General features: G+C 42.5%; 15 protein-coding genes. 7 read left to right on the top strand and 8 right to left on the bottom strand.

What is annotated here, in order from left to right:
* Positions 1 to 1,267: 1,267 nt before the first annotated feature.
* On the bottom strand, positions 1,268 to 1,441 hold the full coding sequence (locus tag Q0081_RS18550; RefSeq protein ID WP_298356645.1) for a hypothetical protein: 174 nt from the start codon (positions 1,439 to 1,441) through the stop codon (positions 1,268 to 1,270).
* 196 nt (positions 1,442 to 1,637) lie between these two features.
* Here Q0081_RS18550 and Q0081_RS18545 point away from each other — a divergent pair, with 196 nt between their 5' ends.
* The 4 genes from Q0081_RS18545 to Q0081_RS18530 all read left to right on the top strand — a co-directional run bounded on the left by Q0081_RS18545 (position 1,638) and on the right by Q0081_RS18530 (position 7,298).
* Positions 1,638 to 2,648: an SMP-30/gluconolactonase/LRE family protein gene (locus Q0081_RS18545; RefSeq protein WP_298356642.1), complete on the top strand. Its 1,011-nt coding sequence runs from the start codon at positions 1,638 to 1,640 to the stop codon at positions 2,646 to 2,648.
* A 308-nt stretch (positions 2,649 to 2,956) separates the two neighbouring features.
* A complete protein-coding gene (mrdA, locus tag Q0081_RS18540; protein WP_298356639.1) occupies positions 2,957 to 4,879 on the top strand; it encodes a penicillin-binding protein 2 in 1,923 nt (640 codons plus the stop codon).
* A gap of 54 nt (positions 4,880 to 4,933) precedes the next feature.
* Entirely contained in the window at positions 4,934 to 6,220 is a 1,287-nt protein-coding gene (rodA, locus tag Q0081_RS18535; protein WP_298356636.1) for a rod shape-determining protein RodA, read from the top strand.
* A 55-nt stretch (positions 6,221 to 6,275) separates the two neighbouring features.
* Positions 6,276 to 7,298: a hypothetical protein gene (locus tag Q0081_RS18530; protein WP_298356633.1), complete on the top strand. Its 1,023-nt coding sequence runs from the start codon at positions 6,276 to 6,278 to the stop codon at positions 7,296 to 7,298.
* 30 nt (positions 7,299 to 7,328) lie between these two features.
* On the opposite strand, the gene Q0081_RS18525 is transcribed toward Q0081_RS18530, so the two are convergent.
* Complete coding sequence (locus tag Q0081_RS18525; RefSeq protein ID WP_298356630.1) at positions 7,329 to 8,084, bottom strand: DUF4197 domain-containing protein; 756 nt, start codon at positions 8,082 to 8,084, stop codon at positions 7,329 to 7,331.
* Positions 8,085 to 8,204: 120 nt separating this feature from the next.
* On the opposite strand from Q0081_RS18525, the gene Q0081_RS18520 reads away from it, so the two are divergent.
* The 3 genes from Q0081_RS18520 to Q0081_RS18510 all read left to right on the top strand — a co-directional run bounded on the left by Q0081_RS18520 (position 8,205) and on the right by Q0081_RS18510 (position 11,817).
* Complete coding sequence (locus Q0081_RS18520) at positions 8,205 to 9,449, top strand: competence/damage-inducible protein A (RefSeq protein ID WP_298356627.1); 1,245 nt, start codon at positions 8,205 to 8,207, stop codon at positions 9,447 to 9,449.
* 51 nt (positions 9,450 to 9,500) lie between these two features.
* Positions 9,501 to 10,823, top strand: coding sequence for a dihydrolipoamide acetyltransferase family protein (locus Q0081_RS18515; protein WP_298356624.1), 1,323 nt, complete (start codon positions 9,501 to 9,503; stop codon positions 10,821 to 10,823).
* 154 nt (positions 10,824 to 10,977) lie between these two features.
* Positions 10,978 to 11,817, top strand: coding sequence for an alpha/beta fold hydrolase (locus Q0081_RS18510; protein ID WP_298356621.1), 840 nt, complete (start codon positions 10,978 to 10,980; stop codon positions 11,815 to 11,817).
* 7 nt (positions 11,818 to 11,824) lie between these two features.
* Here Q0081_RS18510 and Q0081_RS18505 read toward each other — a convergent pair whose 3' ends face one another.
* From Q0081_RS18505 to Q0081_RS18480, 6 genes are all read right to left on the bottom strand, one after another.
* Positions 11,825 to 12,373 (bottom strand): GNAT family N-acetyltransferase, encoded by a 549-nt coding sequence (locus Q0081_RS18505; RefSeq protein ID WP_298356618.1) that lies wholly within the window; start codon positions 12,371 to 12,373, stop codon positions 11,825 to 11,827.
* Between the two features lie 21 nt (positions 12,374 to 12,394).
* Positions 12,395 to 15,517: a type I restriction endonuclease subunit R gene (locus Q0081_RS18500; protein WP_298356615.1), complete on the bottom strand. Its 3,123-nt coding sequence runs from the start codon at positions 15,515 to 15,517 to the stop codon at positions 12,395 to 12,397.
* A gap of 121 nt (positions 15,518 to 15,638) precedes the next feature.
* Complete coding sequence (locus tag Q0081_RS18495) at positions 15,639 to 16,043, bottom strand: GxxExxY protein (protein WP_298356612.1); 405 nt, start codon at positions 16,041 to 16,043, stop codon at positions 15,639 to 15,641.
* Positions 16,044 to 16,210: 167 nt separating this feature from the next.
* Positions 16,211 to 17,149 carry a HipA domain-containing protein gene (locus Q0081_RS18490; RefSeq protein WP_298356609.1) on the bottom strand — a complete coding sequence of 313 codons (939 nt, stop codon included), beginning with the start codon at positions 17,147 to 17,149 and terminating at the stop codon, positions 16,211 to 16,213.
* Positions 17,142 to 17,477, bottom strand: a complete 336-nt coding sequence (locus Q0081_RS18485; RefSeq protein WP_298356606.1) for a HipA N-terminal domain-containing protein — start codon at positions 17,475 to 17,477, stop codon at positions 17,142 to 17,144. The genes Q0081_RS18490 and Q0081_RS18485 overlap by 8 nt, the downstream gene beginning before the upstream one ends.
* Positions 17,470 to 17,676, bottom strand: coding sequence for a helix-turn-helix transcriptional regulator (locus tag Q0081_RS18480; RefSeq protein WP_298356604.1), 207 nt, complete (start codon positions 17,674 to 17,676; stop codon positions 17,470 to 17,472). Before Q0081_RS18480 ends, Q0081_RS18485 begins: the two co-directional genes overlap by 8 nt.
* Between the last annotated feature and the right edge of the window lie 177 nt (positions 17,677 to 17,853).

Genomic DNA, 17,853 nt, shown 5'->3' with positions numbered 1-17,853 from the left:
TAAACTTGTAAGGCTTATTTTTTCTTTAGCCAAGCAGGGTAAAAAATATTCGGACCGCCGATGCGGACGAAAACTATACGTATTCGCTTGCTTGAATCATAGAAATCCCGTGCGGCTAATTCATCGTGTTTTCTCGTGCGTTCATCGAAAGGAAAAATATAAAGATTTGTATACGCCATCAGTTGCATGAATCATAGAAATCGGTCCAATTTTTTGAAGCATTCAGTCGAAAAGCTAAAAAAGCAACTTCTCTATTTTGAGAACAATAATAGGCTCTAAAACGATAGGCAAATGGCCTTCGTTGGGCTTCTGAAAGCTTTTGTTGAGCCTCTTGGTGTTCTTGTTCTAATTACAAAAAATGGTCTGATAACCAAGTAGATAATTTTGTTTTTTGACCACAAAGTTCAATAATATGACTTTTTTAGGAACACTAATGTAGTTCAAATGATTTTCTTGGAAGTTTTCACAAAGACCCTTATCACTGTAGCCACTATCGCAACTTAGATGTATTTTGGGTAAATCTATCCCTTGCTTTTTGAGTTTTTCTACCAACAATCTCCACCTTCTTATGAGTTTATTGGCTAACTCAATCGACTTCTGTATTTTGTCATTTTTGACAAAATCAAAGTACAATGGATACATCACTCCATCTATGGCCAGGCCAAGGCTCACCACTTTATAGCCATATACCGTCGCTTTGTATTGTCCACTAAAATAACACCCCTAGTATGAATCTGTATGTTGAGCTAACCATTGACGAAAAATAGAATCATCCAAGACTGCGCTTATTGACTGCTTTGACCAACAACTGCTGTCTTTTTTACACATATCTTCCAAAACACTTATAAACTCATGCTCAAATATGTGTCGCATCTTGCTATTAGTCAAACGATTACATAGCATCCTATACTTGATCTGACGATAATTACTGCTAATCCCAAATTTGATTAAAATGCTGTTCAAAGTCTGAAGTCCTACCAATTGACCTAAAAACAAAAGCTGTAAGAGCTTCTCTAAGTCCAAACTCAGAGCTACATCTTGCTCTAATTCAAATGCCTCAAAGGCTCCTATTAAATCTGTACTACTTTTATAATGCCCTTTGAAATATTTTATAACCAATTTGTTTAATTCCTGTTGATACTTTTTTTATCATTGTGATTAATTGATGTTGGTAAATTTGATGTTTTGTCGCTACAAATTTCAAACTTTTGCATCAATTTGTAGGCATAATATTTTGTCCATCAATCTATTATGCCTATTTTAACATCTACAAGTTAATATTCACCAGGGTAATCAGCACATCCATTGCCTGCGGCCCGTTGGAGGGTACATAATTGGCCACATTTGCCAGTTCTACCAAAAACCCTCCGTTGGAATTTTGGTAGAGATTCAAATTAGCCTGCAACTCTTTTTTGACAATTTCGAGGGCGTGTGCAATCATAACAAAGACGCAAAATAATGGCTAAAATTAAACAAATACGGCATAGCGGTTATCCATGAAAATAAGGAGAACCAAGAAATCAATAGTTTCATGGAAAGAAAAAATGGGGTTTAAAAAGCCTGAATTAAATTCTCTTATCAATGCGTGTTAAAAATGAAGCACAACCGTCTTTTGCTGATTATAAACCTTTACTAACATGAAAACGGCACGTCTATTAACAGGAATCCTGCTCCTTTCCATCACTTTTTCTTTTGCTCAAAACACCTACCCTGCCATTGGCAAAGTCATTCGCAACTCGCCGCAATTGGATGCCTTGTTGGCAACAGATGCCAAAATCGAAGTACTGGCGTCGGGTTTTACGTGGGCCGAAGGGCCTGTTTGGGTTAAGGATGGAAATTACCTGCTGTTTTCGGATGTACCGCAAAACACTGTTTTCAAATGGAATGCCAAAGAGGGTTTGACGACTTTTCTGGAACCCTCGGGCTTTACGGGTGCCGGCACCTACGGCGATGAGCCCGGCAGCAACGGCCTCACACTTGACCGTCAGGGAAGATTGATATTCGCTGAACACGGCGACCGCCGCATTTCGGCCATGCCCCTGATTAACGGCGGCAAGCGCACCATCGCCGATAATTTTCAAGGCAAACGCTTCAACAGCCCCAACGACGTCGTACAACACTCAAGCGGCGCTTATTATTTTACGGACCCTCCTTATGGAATGCCCAGAAAACAGGACGATCCTACCCGCGAAATCAATTGGTTCGGTGTGTATCGCGTTGGGACTGACGGGGTAGTTACGCTAATTACCAAAGACATGACCCGTCCGAACGGACTTGCTTTCTCACCTGACGAAAAAACGTTGTACGTAGCTCAATCTGACCCCGATAAAGCGGTCATTATGGCTTTTCCGGTACAGACCGACGGCTCGGTTGGTCAGGGAAAAGTATTGTTTGACGCTACGTCTATGGTAAAACAAGGCCTTCCGGGACTGCCCGATGGCCTTAAAACCGACCAAAACGGAAATGTTTGGAGCACCGGCCCCGGCGGTGTTTTGATTCTCAGTCCAACCGGGCAGCTCTTGGGACGTATTGAAACCGGAGAAGCAACGGCTAACTGCGGCTGGGGCGACGATGGCACTACCCTTTATCTGACGGCCGATATGTATTTATGTCGTATTAAAACAAAAATAAAAGGCACTGGATGGTAAATCCTGATTAATATCTTGAATTTCATGCTTGAAAATCGGTGAAAAGCAGCGAACTTTGTAGTGAGAGTTTGTGCATTGTTCGTCGTTTTTCACCCATTATTAAATCTTTGACGCGGGTAAACCTACGGGCAGTGAATGCATAAATGACCATTAACCGCATCACCAGCTTGTCAATAAGCAAATTTGTAAATAACAAAGCCATCGACTGGTGCGGAGAATGTAGTGAATTAGTAATAGATATTCACTAATTCGCAACCGCGCGGGCGGCCCCATCACTAATTCACAATTTGTAATTTACATTTACTTAGATGTCAGAAAATAGGAAGTTTTTTGTATACGGATTGTTTGTGGTGGTAGGAATTATTTATCTGATTCGCCTTTTGTTTCTTCAAGTGCTGGATAATACCTACGAAACAGCCAGTAATTCCATTAAAGCAATCCCCGATGTCCCCATGCGCGGACAGATTTATGACCGAAAAGGGAATCTGATTGTTTTTAATACGTTGGTGTACGACTTGTACGTTACACCCAATAAATTCAAAGTAAAAGACACGCTGTCGTTGTGTAATTTGTTAAAAATTACCAAAAACGACTTCGACAGTCTGATGAGAGTCGCCAAAATCTATTCTCGGGCCAAGCCTTCACTTTTTATGCGTCAGTTGTCCAAAGAGGATTTTGCCCGCATTCAGGATGCCATGGTGGATTATCCGGGTTTTGAATACCTCAAAAGTTCTATCCGAACCTATTCTGCTCCTACGTTTGCTCACGCGTTGGGTTATGTCAGCGAAATCTCCAAAAAGCAATTGGACAATCAGGATAACCTGTACTATCACCAAGGGGATTTGGTGGGGCAAAGCGGCTTGGAAAAATATTACGAAGAACAACTGCGCGGTCGACGCGGGGTACGTTACGTCATGCAGGATGTACACGGAGTAGCTAAGGGGCCTTGGAAAGACGGAGAATTGGATACAATCGCTTCGGCAGGCCAAAACCTGTACAGCAGCATTGATTTAAAACTTCAGCAATATTCCGACAGCCTGATGGCGGGCAAAGCGGGTGCCGTAGTTGCGATTGAGCCATCATCGGGTGAGATTCTGGCCATGACTTCGGCCCCCACCTACGACCCTGCCCTGTTTGCAACCCGCGAATTTTCTAAAAACTACTCCAAGCTCTACCGCGACCCTTACAAACCTTTGAACAACCGCGCTTTATCGGGAAGCTACCGTCCAGGGTCTACGTTCAAGACTGTACAGGCACTGGTCGCTATGCAGGAAGGGGCTATCAGTCCGGGAAGTATATTTTCTCACGCCGGGGCTCCCATGAAATGCCACGGACACGGCGGACTTACGGGCGTGTCCAGTGCGATTCAATGGTCGTGTAACCCGTATTTTTACCATGTGTTTCGTCGGATGCTTTATGCCAACTCCGAAAAAAATACCTTTAAGGCCTCCGCGATTGGCTTAACAAAATGGCATGATTACACCGAAAAATTCGGATTCGGACATAAACTGGGCATTGACCTTCCCAGTGAATCTTCGGGAAAACTGCCTGACGTAAAGTATTATGATAAAATTTACGGAGAAAAACGCTGGAAATTTTCCAATATCTACTCTCTAAGTATTGGAGAGGGTGAGTTGTTAATTAACCCTCTGAAATTGGCCAACTTAGCCGCTATTATTGCGAATCGGGGTTGGTACATTGCTCCCCATTTGGTGAAAGGAGTCGGCAAAAACAATAATCCGCTTGCTCAATACACCGAAAAGCACGAAACGGGTGTAGAACCGCATTATTTTGAAACGGTCGTAAATGGTATGGAAATGGCCGTTATTCGCGGAACAGTTTCTCGGGGAGCGATTATTCCCGATGTTCAGATGTGTGGAAAAACGGGTACCTCTCAAAATAAAAAAGGAAAAGACCACTCTATTTTTATTGCTTTTGCGCCTAAATATAATCCAAAAATTGCGATTGCGGTACTGGTTGAGAATGCGGGTTTTGGTGGATTTTACGCTGCTCCCGTTGCTTCGTTAATCATTGAAAAATACATCAAAGGCCACGTTGACCGTAAAGCCTACGAACACGAATGGAAGAATAAGAACCTCATGCAGAACGTGATTATTCTCAAGCCACAAACCCCTAAGCCCAAAGAAGAAAAACCCACTCCTCCTAAGTCCAAGCCTGAAGCAACGATTGTAAAACAAACCACAGCTGCGGAGAAAAAAATAAATGGTTAATTCTCTTAAAACTATTGACTGCGGACTATTAACTGTGGACTATTAACTAAAAAAATGGCTCGGAACGAACAAGATATCACTCAAAATATAGACTGGCTGACCGTATTGATTTACGCGGCCTGTGTCACCATGGGGCTTTTTAACGTGTATGCGGCTATTTATGACCCCGAGGAACAAACCAAACTGTTTGACCTTTCCAACAGCGCCGGACGGCAATTAATGTTTATCGGCTCTGCTGTCTTTATTATCATCGCTATTCTTGTGATTGACCATAAATTTTGGGAAGCATTTGCCCGTATCATTTATGGATTTTCTATTTTTTTGCTTTTGGCCGTTCTGGTGTTTGGAAGTGAGATCAAAGGTTCCCATTCCTGGATAAAGCTGGGATCGTTTTCGCTGCAGCCGGCCGAATTTTCCAAAATCGGGACTGCATTAATGGTTTCAAAGTTCATTACCCAGCCCAATGTCAACCTCAATAAATTCAAAGATAAACTCTGGGTGGCAGGTATCCTTATACTGCCAATGTTGCTCATTCTGGTCTCAAAGGAGACCGGCTGTGCATTGGTGTTTGCGTCTTTTATGATCGTATTGTACAGAGAAGGAATTGAGGGCATTTATCCGGCCATGCTGCTTATCGCCATTGTATTATTCATCCTTTCTCTATTTTTTCCCATCTTGTATATTTGTCTGGGTTTGGCGGCACTCGCAGCCATAGTATATCGTTTCATCATTCCCCGGTATGATCGATCCAAAAAGACGCTTATCAATTTATCTTTAGTCTTCGGCATGATGATGCTGTTTGTATCAAGCGTTGACTTTTTTACCAAACACGTACTCCAACCCCACCAACGCAAACGTATTGATGTATTGATTAACCCCAAAGCCGATCCAACTGGAAAAGGCTGGAACGTGATACAGTCCAAGATTGCCATCGGTTCCGGACGTTTGTGGGGAAAGGGATTTTTAGACGGCACCCAGACCAAATTCAACTTTGTTCCTGAACAACACTCCGATTTTATTTTTTGTACCATTGGCGAAGAGCACGGTTTTGTAGGAAGCGCCGCTGTGGTTCTGCTTATTTTGGGACTCATGTGCCGCATCATTTTTCTGGCCGAACGACAGCGTACGCGGTTTGCCCGTGCGTACGGGTATTGCGTAGCCGGTATTCTGTTTTTTCACTTTTTGGTCAATATCGGAATGACCATTGGTTTGATGGTCGTGATCGGAATTCCACTGCCTTTCTTCAGCTACGGCGGCTCTTCCATGTGGGCCTTTACGATACTGCTGTTTATTTTCCTTAAATTGGATGCCCAAAGACCGTACACTTTATCGAGAACGTAGTATTAAGTAGTTAGTATTGAATAAGAAATACAGTAATTGATGCTCATTACTAACTATGGCCTTCATCTCTAACAAAAAGATCCCGTTTCGCATCAACTCCGATTTGCGGGGCTATTTGGAAAGCTATAATCGAGAAGTTTCTCTACCCATTGATTACAGCTATTTGTTACGCTACGATAACGCCATTCCGCTTTACGACAAAAAAGGCAGTGATACCCTGTGGGAAACGGTTTTTTATGCCCACAGCGAGATTGACGAAGTGTATTATGCCCTAAAAACTATTTATGCTGACTTAAAAGCCGACGGAGACTTATCGGTCATGAAACACCTGTATGTAGACCGGGTTGACCTGTGTTCCTACGGAAATTCAAAGCCGTTTCGAGTGCGGATTGTCAATAAAGTCAACGATAACTTTGACTACTTTTACATCAAAAATGCCGATGCCTCGCGGATTTACGGACTTGAATTAGAGCACATTCTATCTCCCAACCGCATCAGCTATATGACCAGCAAAGATACGTTGGTCGAAGAGCACATTGCGGGGATTCCCGGCGATATGTTCATCAAAAACTACCTGAATGAACCCAACCTAAACATCGTTCGGTTTTGTAAGGAGTTTGTCAAATTCAACGAGCGTTGCTTTGTTAGGCTGCTCGGTGACATGCACTCCAGTAACTTTGTGGTGGATATTACACCCGACTTTGAAGAAATCTACTACCGCATTCGTTCCATTGACTTTGACCAGCAATCGTACGAAGGCAAAAAGGCGGTGTACCTCCCCCAGTATTTCAAACAGAATAACGCCATTATTGAGATGGGAATGAAATACCTTACTCCGGAAAGTGTACTACAATACCAGCGCGAAGAGCGTTCGCTTATCTCAGGCCGCATACGGGTAGAGCGCAACCGCATCCAAGACCTGATGAAAGTGATGCAGCAGGATACCATTTCGCTTCCTCAAAATTTAAATCAACTCAAACGCGAATTGGCGTACCATTATCAAAACAACAGTTTTTTGCAATGCCGCAGCATGGGCGATGTTGTGATGAAAAGCCTTGAATTGGTATTGGCACATTGACTTTCTCTTGCTGTTCGTTACTGACTCCAATTATTTCTGCCCGAAAACCTTCTTCAAAATATCATTGACCCGCGCCATAGGGTCTTTGCGAATTTTACGCTCTTCCTGCGAAATCAACACAAATAGTCCGTCAATTGCTTTTTGAGTAGCGTACTGCTTGAGGTCCGGATTTACTTTCTGTACCAATGGGAGTTTGTTGTACGTATTTACCAAATCCGTGTAATATTTAGTAGTATTGTTCAGTTTGAGCGTGCTGTCTATTACCGGAAAAAACTGATTATACAACTCCTGATTAGTCGTACGTTGCAGGTATTTGGTGGCCGCCGTAGAATCGCCCTTCAAAATTCCGAGAGCATCCTGTATACTCATGGAAGTAATGGCTTTAACAAAAACAGGCTTCGATTTTTTGGCCGCATCTTCGGCAGCGCGGTTGAGCGACAGGATAAACTTATCCACTTCATTTCCCAAGCCAATTTGGCGCAACTTCGTTTCAACGCGTTGTACATCAGGAGGGAATGCCAATTTGATAAGGTTATTTTTAAAGTAACCATCCAAGGCGGATGCCTGCGCCGACCCGTTTGAAATACCTACCTGTAACGCCTCTTTGAGCCCCATCACAATCTCATCGTTGCTAAGACTGCCTCCGGAGGTATTAGTAAGAACCTGACCCGCTTTTTCCAGTAAACCTCCCAAGCCCCCTTTTTTGGGCTCTTGAGCAACTGATTGAAAAGTAAAAAGTACCGCAAATAAGAAAGTAAAAGACGATTTCATGAGGTATTTATCCATTTAATGTAAGGTGGTTTATTGTTGCGACGTCACAAGGTAAGTAAAGTAACGGTTGCAGCAATGGTAGAACGTTCCTATCAAAACAGAATTTTGTCTAACTTTGAAAAAATTTTAGAATTCATGGTCAAAGCAGAAGTAATTACGATTGGAGACGAAATATTGTTTGGACAAATTACCGACACCAACACCCAGTGGATCAGCACCGAACTTACTAATATCGGCATTCGTACCATCCGAAAATCATCCGTAGGAGACAACGAACAGGCTATTTTGGACGTATTGCAGGAAGCCGAATCTCGCGCTGACGTTATCCTTATTACGGGCGGATTGGGACCGACCAAAGACGACATCACCAAGAAAACTCTTTGTAACTACTTTGATACTGAGCTATATATCAACGAAGAAGCTTTAGCATTTATCACCAACTTTTTTGAAAAAAGAGGTCGGCCGATGACTGAACTAAATCGGCAACAGGCGGCGGTTCCCAAAAACAGCACCTACATTCCCAACAATTGGGGGACCGCCCCAGGAATATGGATTGAGCACAATGGTAAGGTATTTATTTCCATGCCCGGTGTACCGTTTGAGATGAAAAACCTCATGACGCACGCCATGCTGCCTAAATTGCGGGAGTTTTTTGAAACTCCTGTCATTTACCATAAAATGCTGCATACCATTGGCATTGGCGAATCGTTTTTAGCAGAACGCATCGCCGACTGGGAAGATAATCTGCCTTCTCATATAAAATTGGCCTATCTACCCAACTTTGGGCAGGTTCGACTCCGCCTTACCGCCACGGGTTCCGATTTGGAACAGCTCAAAAAAGACACGCAGGCCGAAGTTGACAAAGTATTGCCCCTGATTGCAGTGAATGTATTTGGGTATGATAATGTGGAAATTGAAAACGTAGTAGGTCAACTTTTGAAAGAACGCGGTCAAACGGTCGCTACAGCCGAAAGTTGTACGGGTGGCTACGTATCTCATCTGATTACCAAAGTACCCGGCTCTTCTCAGTATTTTACAGGTGGGGTGGTGAGTTACAGCAACGAAGTGAAGATTGCCGAATTGGGGGTAAATTCCGACACATTAGCTGCTCACGGCGCCGTAAGTGAGCAAACGGTCATCGAAATGGCCGAGGGAGTACGCAATCGTCTGCATACCACCTACGGCATTGCTGCCAGCGGCATTGCAGGACCCGACGGAGGCACGGAAGAAAAACCCGTAGGCACTATCTGGATTGCCAGCGCCGGCCCGGACGGTACAGTGACTCAAAAATTACAATTAGGAAAGTTTCGCGAACAAAACATCCAATTTACGAGCGTTTATTTATTGAATTTACTCAGAAAACAAATGCTGGGCTTGTAGTAAGGAAGTTAACTGTTTGTGGATTTGAAATAGATATTAATACGAAAACAAATGGCAATAGTTGAAATGGTGATGCCTCGCATGGGTGAGAGTGTCATGGAGTGTACAGTGATCAGTATTTTGAAAAAAGTAGGCGACCGCGTCGAAGCCGATGACTCCGTAATGGAAGTAGCTACCGACAAAGTGGATACCGAAGTTCCCGCGCCATACGGGGGTATTATTGCTGAAATTTTAGTAAAAGAAGGGGATGTCGTACCCGTCGGCAATGTCGTGATTCGTATTGATACCCCGGCAGGTGAGGCCGTCAATGGAATTACGTCCGTAGCCGTTCCGGAAGAAGCCGTTGAATTGGAAAAACAATTTGAAACGGTTGCTACTGCTGTTACTCCTGCCTTACCTGAGCCTTCCGTTCCAACCACCGGTAGCCGTTTTTATTCACCGTTGGTGCTCAATATTGCCCAAATGGAAGGAGTTTCGCGTCAGGAACTTGACCAAATTTCTGGAACGGGAGCAGAAAGCCGCGTTACAAAAAAAGATATTTTAGCGTATTTGGAAAGTCGGCAGCAGTCGGCAGTCGGCAGTCGGCAGTCAACAGTGAGCAGTTCATCAAGCACCGATTCGGCAGACCTAAATCACAAATCGCAAATCGCAAATCATAAATCCTCTGTCGAAATAATGCCGATGGACAGAATGCGGCGCATGATTGCGGAGCGGATGATAGAATCAAAAAATACATCGACGCACGTGGCTTCGTTTGTGGAAACCGATATGACGAACATTGTGCTGTGGCGCAATCAAATCAAAGACGAATTTAGACGACAAACGGGCGACGGCATCACTTATACTCCTATTTTGATTGAGGCCGTTGTGAAAGCCATCAAAGATTTTCCGTTGATAAACATTTCGGTGGAAGGAGACAACATTCTCAAAAAACGTGACATTAATATCGGAATGGCAGTGGCTCTCCCAAGCGGCAATTTAATCGTTCCCGTCATACATAATGCTGACCAATACAGTTTGATTGGCTTGGCAAAAAAAGTAAATGAATTGGCCAACCGTGCACGCCAAAACAAACTCACAGCAGATGACCTTGCAGGCGGCACCTACACCATCTCGAACATTGGAACCTTCGGCAACCTGATGGGCACTCCCATTATTGTTCAACCACAAGTAGCAATTATGGCCTTTGGAGCGATTCAAAAACGCCCGGTTGTTATTGAAACTCCGCAAGGGGATGTCATCGGCATACGCAGTATGATGTACATTTCTCATTCCTACGACCACCGCGTAGTAGATGGCGCTTTGGGAGGAATGTTTGTAAAACGGGTAAGCGATTATTTAACCCAATTTGACTTGAACCGAAAGATATTTTAGGGGCAGTAATTATCCCCAAAAGCCCATTTTCTAAAGGATTTGGGGCGTTTCTTGCCTAAAATAGTGCCGGTACGATTATTTGCAGTACTGAAAAGGAAATTGTTTTATCACTTGCCCGTCTCATTGATGAGACGGCCTCTAACTTTCTTTTCTTATGCCCATGATCGAAACCGCCCCAAATGTCCGGCTCCATGTTGAAGATTGGGGACAAGGACAGCCTGTTGTTTTCTTACACGGATGGCCGCTCAGCCACGAAATGTTTGAATATCAGATCAACCAACTTGGCAATGAATTTCGTTGTATTCTAATTGATCGCCGAGGTTTTGGTAAATCTGACCAGCCATGGTCGGGATATGATTACGATACCCTCGCCGATGATATACAGGCCGTATTGGAAGCGCTTGATTTAAACGGTGTAATCCTCGTCGGATTTTCGATGGGAGGAGCCGAAGCGCTTCGCTACCTGAGCCGGCACGGCAGCAATCGCATCTCTAAACTGGTTTTGTTGGGTGCTGCCGCTCCCCGACTGCTCAAAGCCCCCGATTTTGAGGAAGGTGTGGACAAACCCGTTTTTGACGAGATGATTGAAAACACCATCCAAGACCGTGCAGCTTTTGTTGAATCGTTCTCGAAAGATTTTTTTGGGGCTACTATTCTTAACACCCCGTTGAGCAGCAAGTTGATGGATTGGTTTCACAGCTTAATCATGAAATCATCGCCACGGGCTTTTATCAATTGTATTCTTACTTTCAGCCAAGCTGATCTGCGAGCCGATTTGGCCAAAGTGGACGTACCTACGCTTATCATTCACGGTACAGCCGACAAAATCGTTCCTTACGATCTTACGGCCCGTGCCATGCACCAAGGAATTGCTGGTTCACGACTTATTTCCTACGAAGATGCTCCGCACGGATTTTTCTATACCGAATGGCCTCAACTCAACCGCGACTTAGAAGCATTCATTAAAGAAGAAGTACCGGTTACGGTAGAATAAAATACAATCAGGCAGTATCCCGACTGAAATTCGGATTCAACCACCCCATAGGTACATCGGCAACGATGCTGCCGTCCGGATCAAGGACGCGTCCCAGGGCGCGTCCTTCGATTTGAAAGCCCAGTTTTTGATACAATTCAATCGCCTTCGGATTACTCTCCCGCGCGTGAAGTTCTACCCGCAAAATATCCCTGCGTTCAGTCATTACATACTCCAACAGGGCCGAGAACACTTTCCGTCCTAAGCCAATTCCTTGGTATTCGGGATGAACACAAATCGTGGTGTCTCCAAAAAGATGCGTAAAACATTCTATTCCAAACGAATAGGTATGGACTTCGGCTATTACTTTTCCTTCTTCTTCCGCTACCATCGAACAACCGTTCGCGAGGCTTTTGCTTAAAAAATTATGGATATATGCCTCTGAAATTTCGTGCTCTTTTCGCGCAATTCCACCCGAAATACGTGCTACAGTTTGGTATAATTCCTGAATGGAATGAAGGTCGTCTAAGGTAGATTTTCTGATAATCACGAGCGTAGAAGAGATTTGAAATTTCAAATAGGGTGGGATTTAGAAAATCTATACTTCAAAACCACCACTGATAATGAAGCTTTGAAGCAAATTATGAACTCTCATATTTACTTTGTGTGGCGGAAGCGTTTGGTCTTCTATTTCTTCAAAATAGGCTTTTGCTTTGGTTTTGTCTACCGTGCTTTTTAGCTCGTCAAAACGGCCGTATTCATTGATGTTTGTATCTGTTATCCTTGCTGCCATCATAGCTTTAAGCTTAGTTTCATTTAAGCCAAGGGCCTGTGCAATTTTACTAATTTCGTCATTTTTTGCTTTCGACTGATATTCTGTGATATATTCTCTGAAGGTTTTTCCAATCTCTATTGTAGCATTACCGCTCTGCACATCGTGTATAAATATATTGGCAAATTTTTGCTCTTCTTGCGTCAATGAAGCAAAGGATTTATGCAACTCGTCTAACGTTTGCTGCGTATGATGGCTATCGGTATCTGCTGATTTTAAAGTTTTAAGGTATTTATCAAAACGTGCGTTCATGTAATCGGCATCTATTTTACCCGTGTCGATTTGCGTTAAATAGCCATCTATTTCAAACGGAACATCGTTTTGTACACCACCACCGCCGCCAGCAAATAATTCTTTGTAGCGGAGTGCCAAAATCAAATAGGTATTTTCATCGAATTTCACTTCCACCACTGATTTTGATTTCCCTTTACCAAATTCATAAACCAGCTTATTCCATTTGAAGCCTTGAATCTTGGCAGCTTCTAAATACGCATTTAGTTCTTTGAAGAGTTTGGCAAATCTACCCCGTTCGGTTCTATCGTCGGGCAGTTTTTCAAAGTTGGCGACGCCTGCAAGCATAAACAAATGACTCATTTCGTCATAAATGGCATTGAGTTGGTTTAAATTATGGGCCAATTGCTCCACAAATAAGCCAATCGCTTTATTGCCAGAATATAGTTCTACGGCTTGTTTGATATGCTGCTCCATTGTGTGCGGATACCGATAATAACGAATCGTGCCAAAAGGTTTGTCAGGACCAAATAAGCGGTTTGTCCGTGAAAATGCTTGAATAATATTTTCGTATCTCAGCACTTTATCTAAGTACAACGTATTGAGCCACTTCGAGTCAAAGCCCGTGAGCATTTGGTCAACCACAATCAAAAGGTCAATTTGGCGTTCGGGTGTTCGTTCTATTTGAAGATACGGCTTTTTGTGGGCAAGCCTTGCCGCAATATCTTTCTTAAATTTTGCGTGGTTTTTCAGCGTAAAATCCTGTTCGTATCTGTCGTTATAGTCTTCAATTATTTCAGCCAACCCCGCTTCTTTCAACGTACCGTTGCCGTTGTTATCAATGTTGGGGTCAAATAATGCCGTAATTTTCAAATTGGGCTTGGCTGCTTTCAATAAACCATAATAGTCGATGGCTTCGGCTATGCTACTGGTGGCAAAAATGGCGTGAAACTTATTGCCTTGGCTGAGTGTCAGCCAATTGTCCAATATATCTTCTACAACTTTTTCTTGGTGTTCTATTCGCTCATACTGCAACTTTGGCACGAAATCTTCAATGGCCGGCACATAATTGCCATCATTGCCCCAATGCCCTGCCATGCTTAATCTCATGTATTCATTAAAGATTTCGGCTTTTTGAGGATTGGCAAATACTTCGGCTTCGGTGCTTGCTTTGGCTTTTTCCAAAGCTACGGCTCTTCTTAAATCTCTGTCTCGGTAGGTTAGCACTTTGTAAGGGTCAAAACCCAGTACGTTTTTGTCTCGAATCCCATCGGCTATGCTGTATCGGTGTAGTTCGTCTCCGAATACCGACGAGGTAGTATTCTTTTTCTTTTGGTTTTCTTGGTGAATGGGCGTACCCGTAAAACCAAAAAATATAGCCTTTGGAAAGGTATCTTTGATGATAATGAGCATATCACCAAAAGTCGAGCGGTGGGCTTCGTCGATGATAAAAACCAATCGTTTGGCATTGATTAGCTCAATATCGTGGGCATTAAAAAACTCAGCTTCGTCTTTGATATTGCTCATTTTCTGAATCGAGCTAACTATCAAGGTATCGGATGGATTATTGCTTTTTAGTTTGGTTACTAAAATAGCCGTGTTTTCGGTGGCTTGTACGTCTTCGTTATCATCGGCAAAACCTCGGTATTCTAATAACGACTGCGTGCCAAGTTCGATTCTGTCCATCAGAAAAATCACTTTGTCGGCATCTTTCGAGTTGGCTATGAGTTGTGCCGACTTGAAGCTGGTCATGGTTTTGCCTGAGCCTGTGGTGTGCCACACGTAGCCGCCCAAGAGATTCTTGCCTTTCCAGTCGGTTTTGGCAACTTTATCGCTGATGGCGTTGGCCGCAAAATATTGATAGCTCCGCATTACTTTTAGCACACCGTCGGTGGTATCGGCTACGGTATAGAAACCAATCAATTGGTGTGCCATCGGAATAGAAAGTAGCGAAGACGCAATATCTTTCCAGTGATTGATGGGTTCGTTGTTGAAATCTGCCCAATGAAAATAAAAGTCTTTGTTGAATTTTCCTTCGCTTCCTGGATTGGCAAAATAGACGGTTTCGTCGGGATTCATGGCTACAAATAGTTGAATCAACGAAAACAAACCCGAAAAAATGCCCGATTTAGCATAGTTTTCTATTTGATGGTACGCCTGACTTACGGGTATTCCGCTTTTCTTCAATTCAATGTGTATGAGGGGCATACCATTGATGAGCAGCATGACATCACCTCGGCGGTCGTTTAGTATCTTTGATTTATTCTTAAATTTGGGTTGCTTCGCAATCTGATAGCGGCTTTGCCCAGCGGCTATCTCGTGGCGGTCGTATATTTTTAGGCTGATTTCCTTGCCAAAATGTAGGGTATCGGCGGGGTTATCTCGTGTGATTGCCACGGTTTTGCCATTGATAAAAGCATTGAGTTTGAGCGGTGTTTTTAGCGAGACAATTTGCTCCAAAATCTGCTGCATTTCGCCCTCGGTGAGTGGATAATCGTTGAGGCGGTCGATGTCTCGGTTGTTTTCAAACAAAATATTCGCCCAGTTTCGTAGTAAATCTTCTTCGGTGGGATAGTTGAGGATTGCCTTCTCCCAACCTTTTTGGGTTAGGATTTCTATGAAAGCGTTTTCAAAGTCTCCTTCTGATGAAAATATCATTGTCTTGATTAAGATTTTTAGGATTTGATGATTGTAGGATTTATAAAATTCGTCAGAATTAAGATTTTATGATTATATAATTTTGTTAAAAAAATCCTTTAATCATCGAATCCAATAAACCCTAATTCTGACTTTTTTTGTATTCTTTATTGTCAGGATGATTCAAATTATATACTCTTTTGAACTCCATGCTTTTTGCCCCAAAGTTGATAAGCAAACCAATGGGTAATTTATAGGCTTGACAATAATTCATTGCTTGAGCAAGATGCACATCTTCTAATTTTATGACTGCCTTCAATTCAAGCATAATCGTTTCTTCCACAAAAAAATCAACACGCCTTGTGCCTATATCAATGCCGTCGTAAAAGATGGTCATTTCCATTTCTCTACTAAACAATAATCCTTGCTTTTGCATCTCTATTGCCATGGCTCTTTGATAGATAACTTCTTGGAAGCCGTTGCCCAGCGTACTATGAACTTTCATGGCACAGCCAATTATTCTATGTGTTAAATCTTCATGTTTCATATTCGTCTTTGATTAGGATTGCGAAGCGTCGCACCGTTTAGGATTTTAGGATTGCCAAGTATCGTACCCTCTTAAATTCATTTTCACATATTTGACAAAAATATACTCTGTCTCTTGTATAACCGAATTTGTAGAAATAATCCTATAATCCTCAAATCCAATCAATCCTAATTAAGACAATTTTCCCCTCTTTCCATCACCAAATTCAAATACTCATCTGCTAACGATTGGTTTAAAAAACTTTCATGAATCAACTTCTTCATGCTTTCCTTTTTGTTAGCAAATTTCTGATAAACCCTTTCCATTGCTTTTGTACTAATTCCCAACGATTCGCCCAATTTATCAAAGTCCATTCTTTTTAAGCGATTCTTTTTTCCGTTCATCGTTAATGCCATTTCTTCCAAATCTTGGGGCATTGCCAATTTGGTTGAAACTAAATCATAAGCAGGAGTTAGCTGAATTTCTCCCGTTGGCGTGTGCATCAGTGAAAAATTTTTGAGGTGCATATCCGCATTGCCCGTCAGGAAACAAAAGATGCTTAGTTCAAAAAACGATAGGGCATCTAAACCCGTATTGGTGCTGAATGTTTTAATGGCCTTTCCTACTTTTTCCATCGAACCACGGTATTTATGCTCGGTTAAAGTGCCTGTTAATTGACATAGGTCTTCTACATGGAGTTTTTGCCCGTTTTGTCTATCAAATCGTTTGGTAAGATACGCCAACTCGCCCGAAGTCAAACGAATGAGTGAATGCTCTGCCGTGCGAATACCGCATAAGGCTGCCAATTTCATGGTTACATCTTCGTTTTCGGGTAGTTGCGGAAAATGTTCGGTAGGAGGTTTTAAAATATAATCTCCCCATAATCCTACAATGGTGAGTCTGTTATGAGTAGCATCTACTTTTTCTAAGGAAAGCGATAATTTGGGTTGAACGCCCGTAACCGTCATACGTTGAATTACTGCTTTCTGTGCCATCAATTTCAACTCTTCCACGCCAAAATTGAGTACAGGAGCTTGATTTACCCCAAAAAAACGTTTAGAGCATTTTTTATGGAAATCTATTTCTTGATTTTCTAAGGGCTGATAGCAATATAAGCATCTACTCATGGTTTTCGTCGATGATAGGTTGGATGCTTACTGCCCCAATACAATCGCCACAAACGGCTAAAAGTAAGCCCATGCGGTCACGCAGATTGATTTTCCAGTTGTCGGACGCAATCGCTAAAAGCCAACCTTCGGGAATGAGTCCATCGAAAAACGGAAATAATGTATTACTGCTAAAAACTTGTTTTTGTAAAGGCATGATGAAAGATATTGCCTGAGCGTTGGGTAGCTTTAAATAACGTTCATCGTACTGAAAAAAATAGCCGTCCTCATTTTCGGTAATGATGCCTGCCAAATTATCTTGATAAAAAACTTGCCCCGACCTACTCATGGCTCACCTCCTTTCTGATTACGCCCACTTCGCTCCCAAATAAATCCAAAACTTGATTTACTTTATCGAGCCGAAGGCTGGGTTTGCCTTGCTCTAAATCACGGACAAAACGAAGGCCAACGCCCGCTTTTTCGGCAAGGTCGGTTTGGGTTAAGCCTAAATGCTTTCTTCTTTCTTTGATAAATGAAGCTATTTTCATAAAAATATATACCCGAAAAGGTATAATTTGATTTCAATAACCAAATCTATACCTTTTCGGGTATAAAAAAAAGAAAATGAAATATTTTAACCTTAATATCAAACCTTATAGGTTTTTGAAACCTATAAGGTTTAGTCCCTCACACAAACATCTTCTCCAACAAAGCCTTTTTAAGGT

It is taken from the genome of Runella sp., assembly GCF_027484545.1.
Classification (GTDB): Bacteria; Bacteroidota; Bacteroidia; order Cytophagales; family Spirosomataceae; genus Runella.
Note: the sequence above shows the minus strand (reverse complement) of the source record. Positions and strands in the feature narration are given on the sequence as shown.

Coding starts and splice junctions, on each gene's coding strand:
- Q0081_RS18550 (WP_298356645.1), bottom strand. CDS start 1,441: ATGATTGCACACGCCCTCGAAATTGTCAAAAAAGAGTTGCAGGCTAAT.
- Q0081_RS18545 (WP_298356642.1), top strand. CDS start 1,638: ATGAAAACGGCACGTCTATTAACAGGAATCCTGCTCCTTTCCATCACT.
- mrdA (WP_298356639.1), top strand. CDS start 2,957: ATGTCAGAAAATAGGAAGTTTTTTGTATACGGATTGTTTGTGGTGGTA.
- rodA (WP_298356636.1), top strand. CDS start 4,934: ATGGCTCGGAACGAACAAGATATCACTCAAAATATAGACTGGCTGACC.
- Q0081_RS18530 (WP_298356633.1), top strand. CDS start 6,276: ATGGCCTTCATCTCTAACAAAAAGATCCCGTTTCGCATCAACTCCGAT.
- Q0081_RS18525 (WP_298356630.1), bottom strand. CDS start 8,084: ATGGATAAATACCTCATGAAATCGTCTTTTACTTTCTTATTTGCGGTA.
- Q0081_RS18520 (WP_298356627.1), top strand. CDS start 8,205: ATGGTCAAAGCAGAAGTAATTACGATTGGAGACGAAATATTGTTTGGA.
- Q0081_RS18515 (WP_298356624.1), top strand. CDS start 9,501: ATGGCAATAGTTGAAATGGTGATGCCTCGCATGGGTGAGAGTGTCATG.
- Q0081_RS18510 (WP_298356621.1), top strand. CDS start 10,978: ATGCCCATGATCGAAACCGCCCCAAATGTCCGGCTCCATGTTGAAGAT.
- Q0081_RS18500 (WP_298356615.1), bottom strand. CDS start 15,517: ATGATATTTTCATCAGAAGGAGACTTTGAAAACGCTTTCATAGAAATC.
- Q0081_RS18495 (WP_298356612.1), bottom strand. CDS start 16,043: ATGAAACATGAAGATTTAACACATAGAATAATTGGCTGTGCCATGAAA.
- Q0081_RS18490 (WP_298356609.1), bottom strand. CDS start 17,149: ATGAGTAGATGCTTATATTGCTATCAGCCCTTAGAAAATCAAGAAATA.
- Q0081_RS18485 (WP_298356606.1), bottom strand. CDS start 17,477: ATGAGTAGGTCGGGGCAAGTTTTTTATCAAGATAATTTGGCAGGCATC.
- Q0081_RS18480 (WP_298356604.1), bottom strand. CDS start 17,676: ATGAAAATAGCTTCATTTATCAAAGAAAGAAGAAAGCATTTAGGCTTA.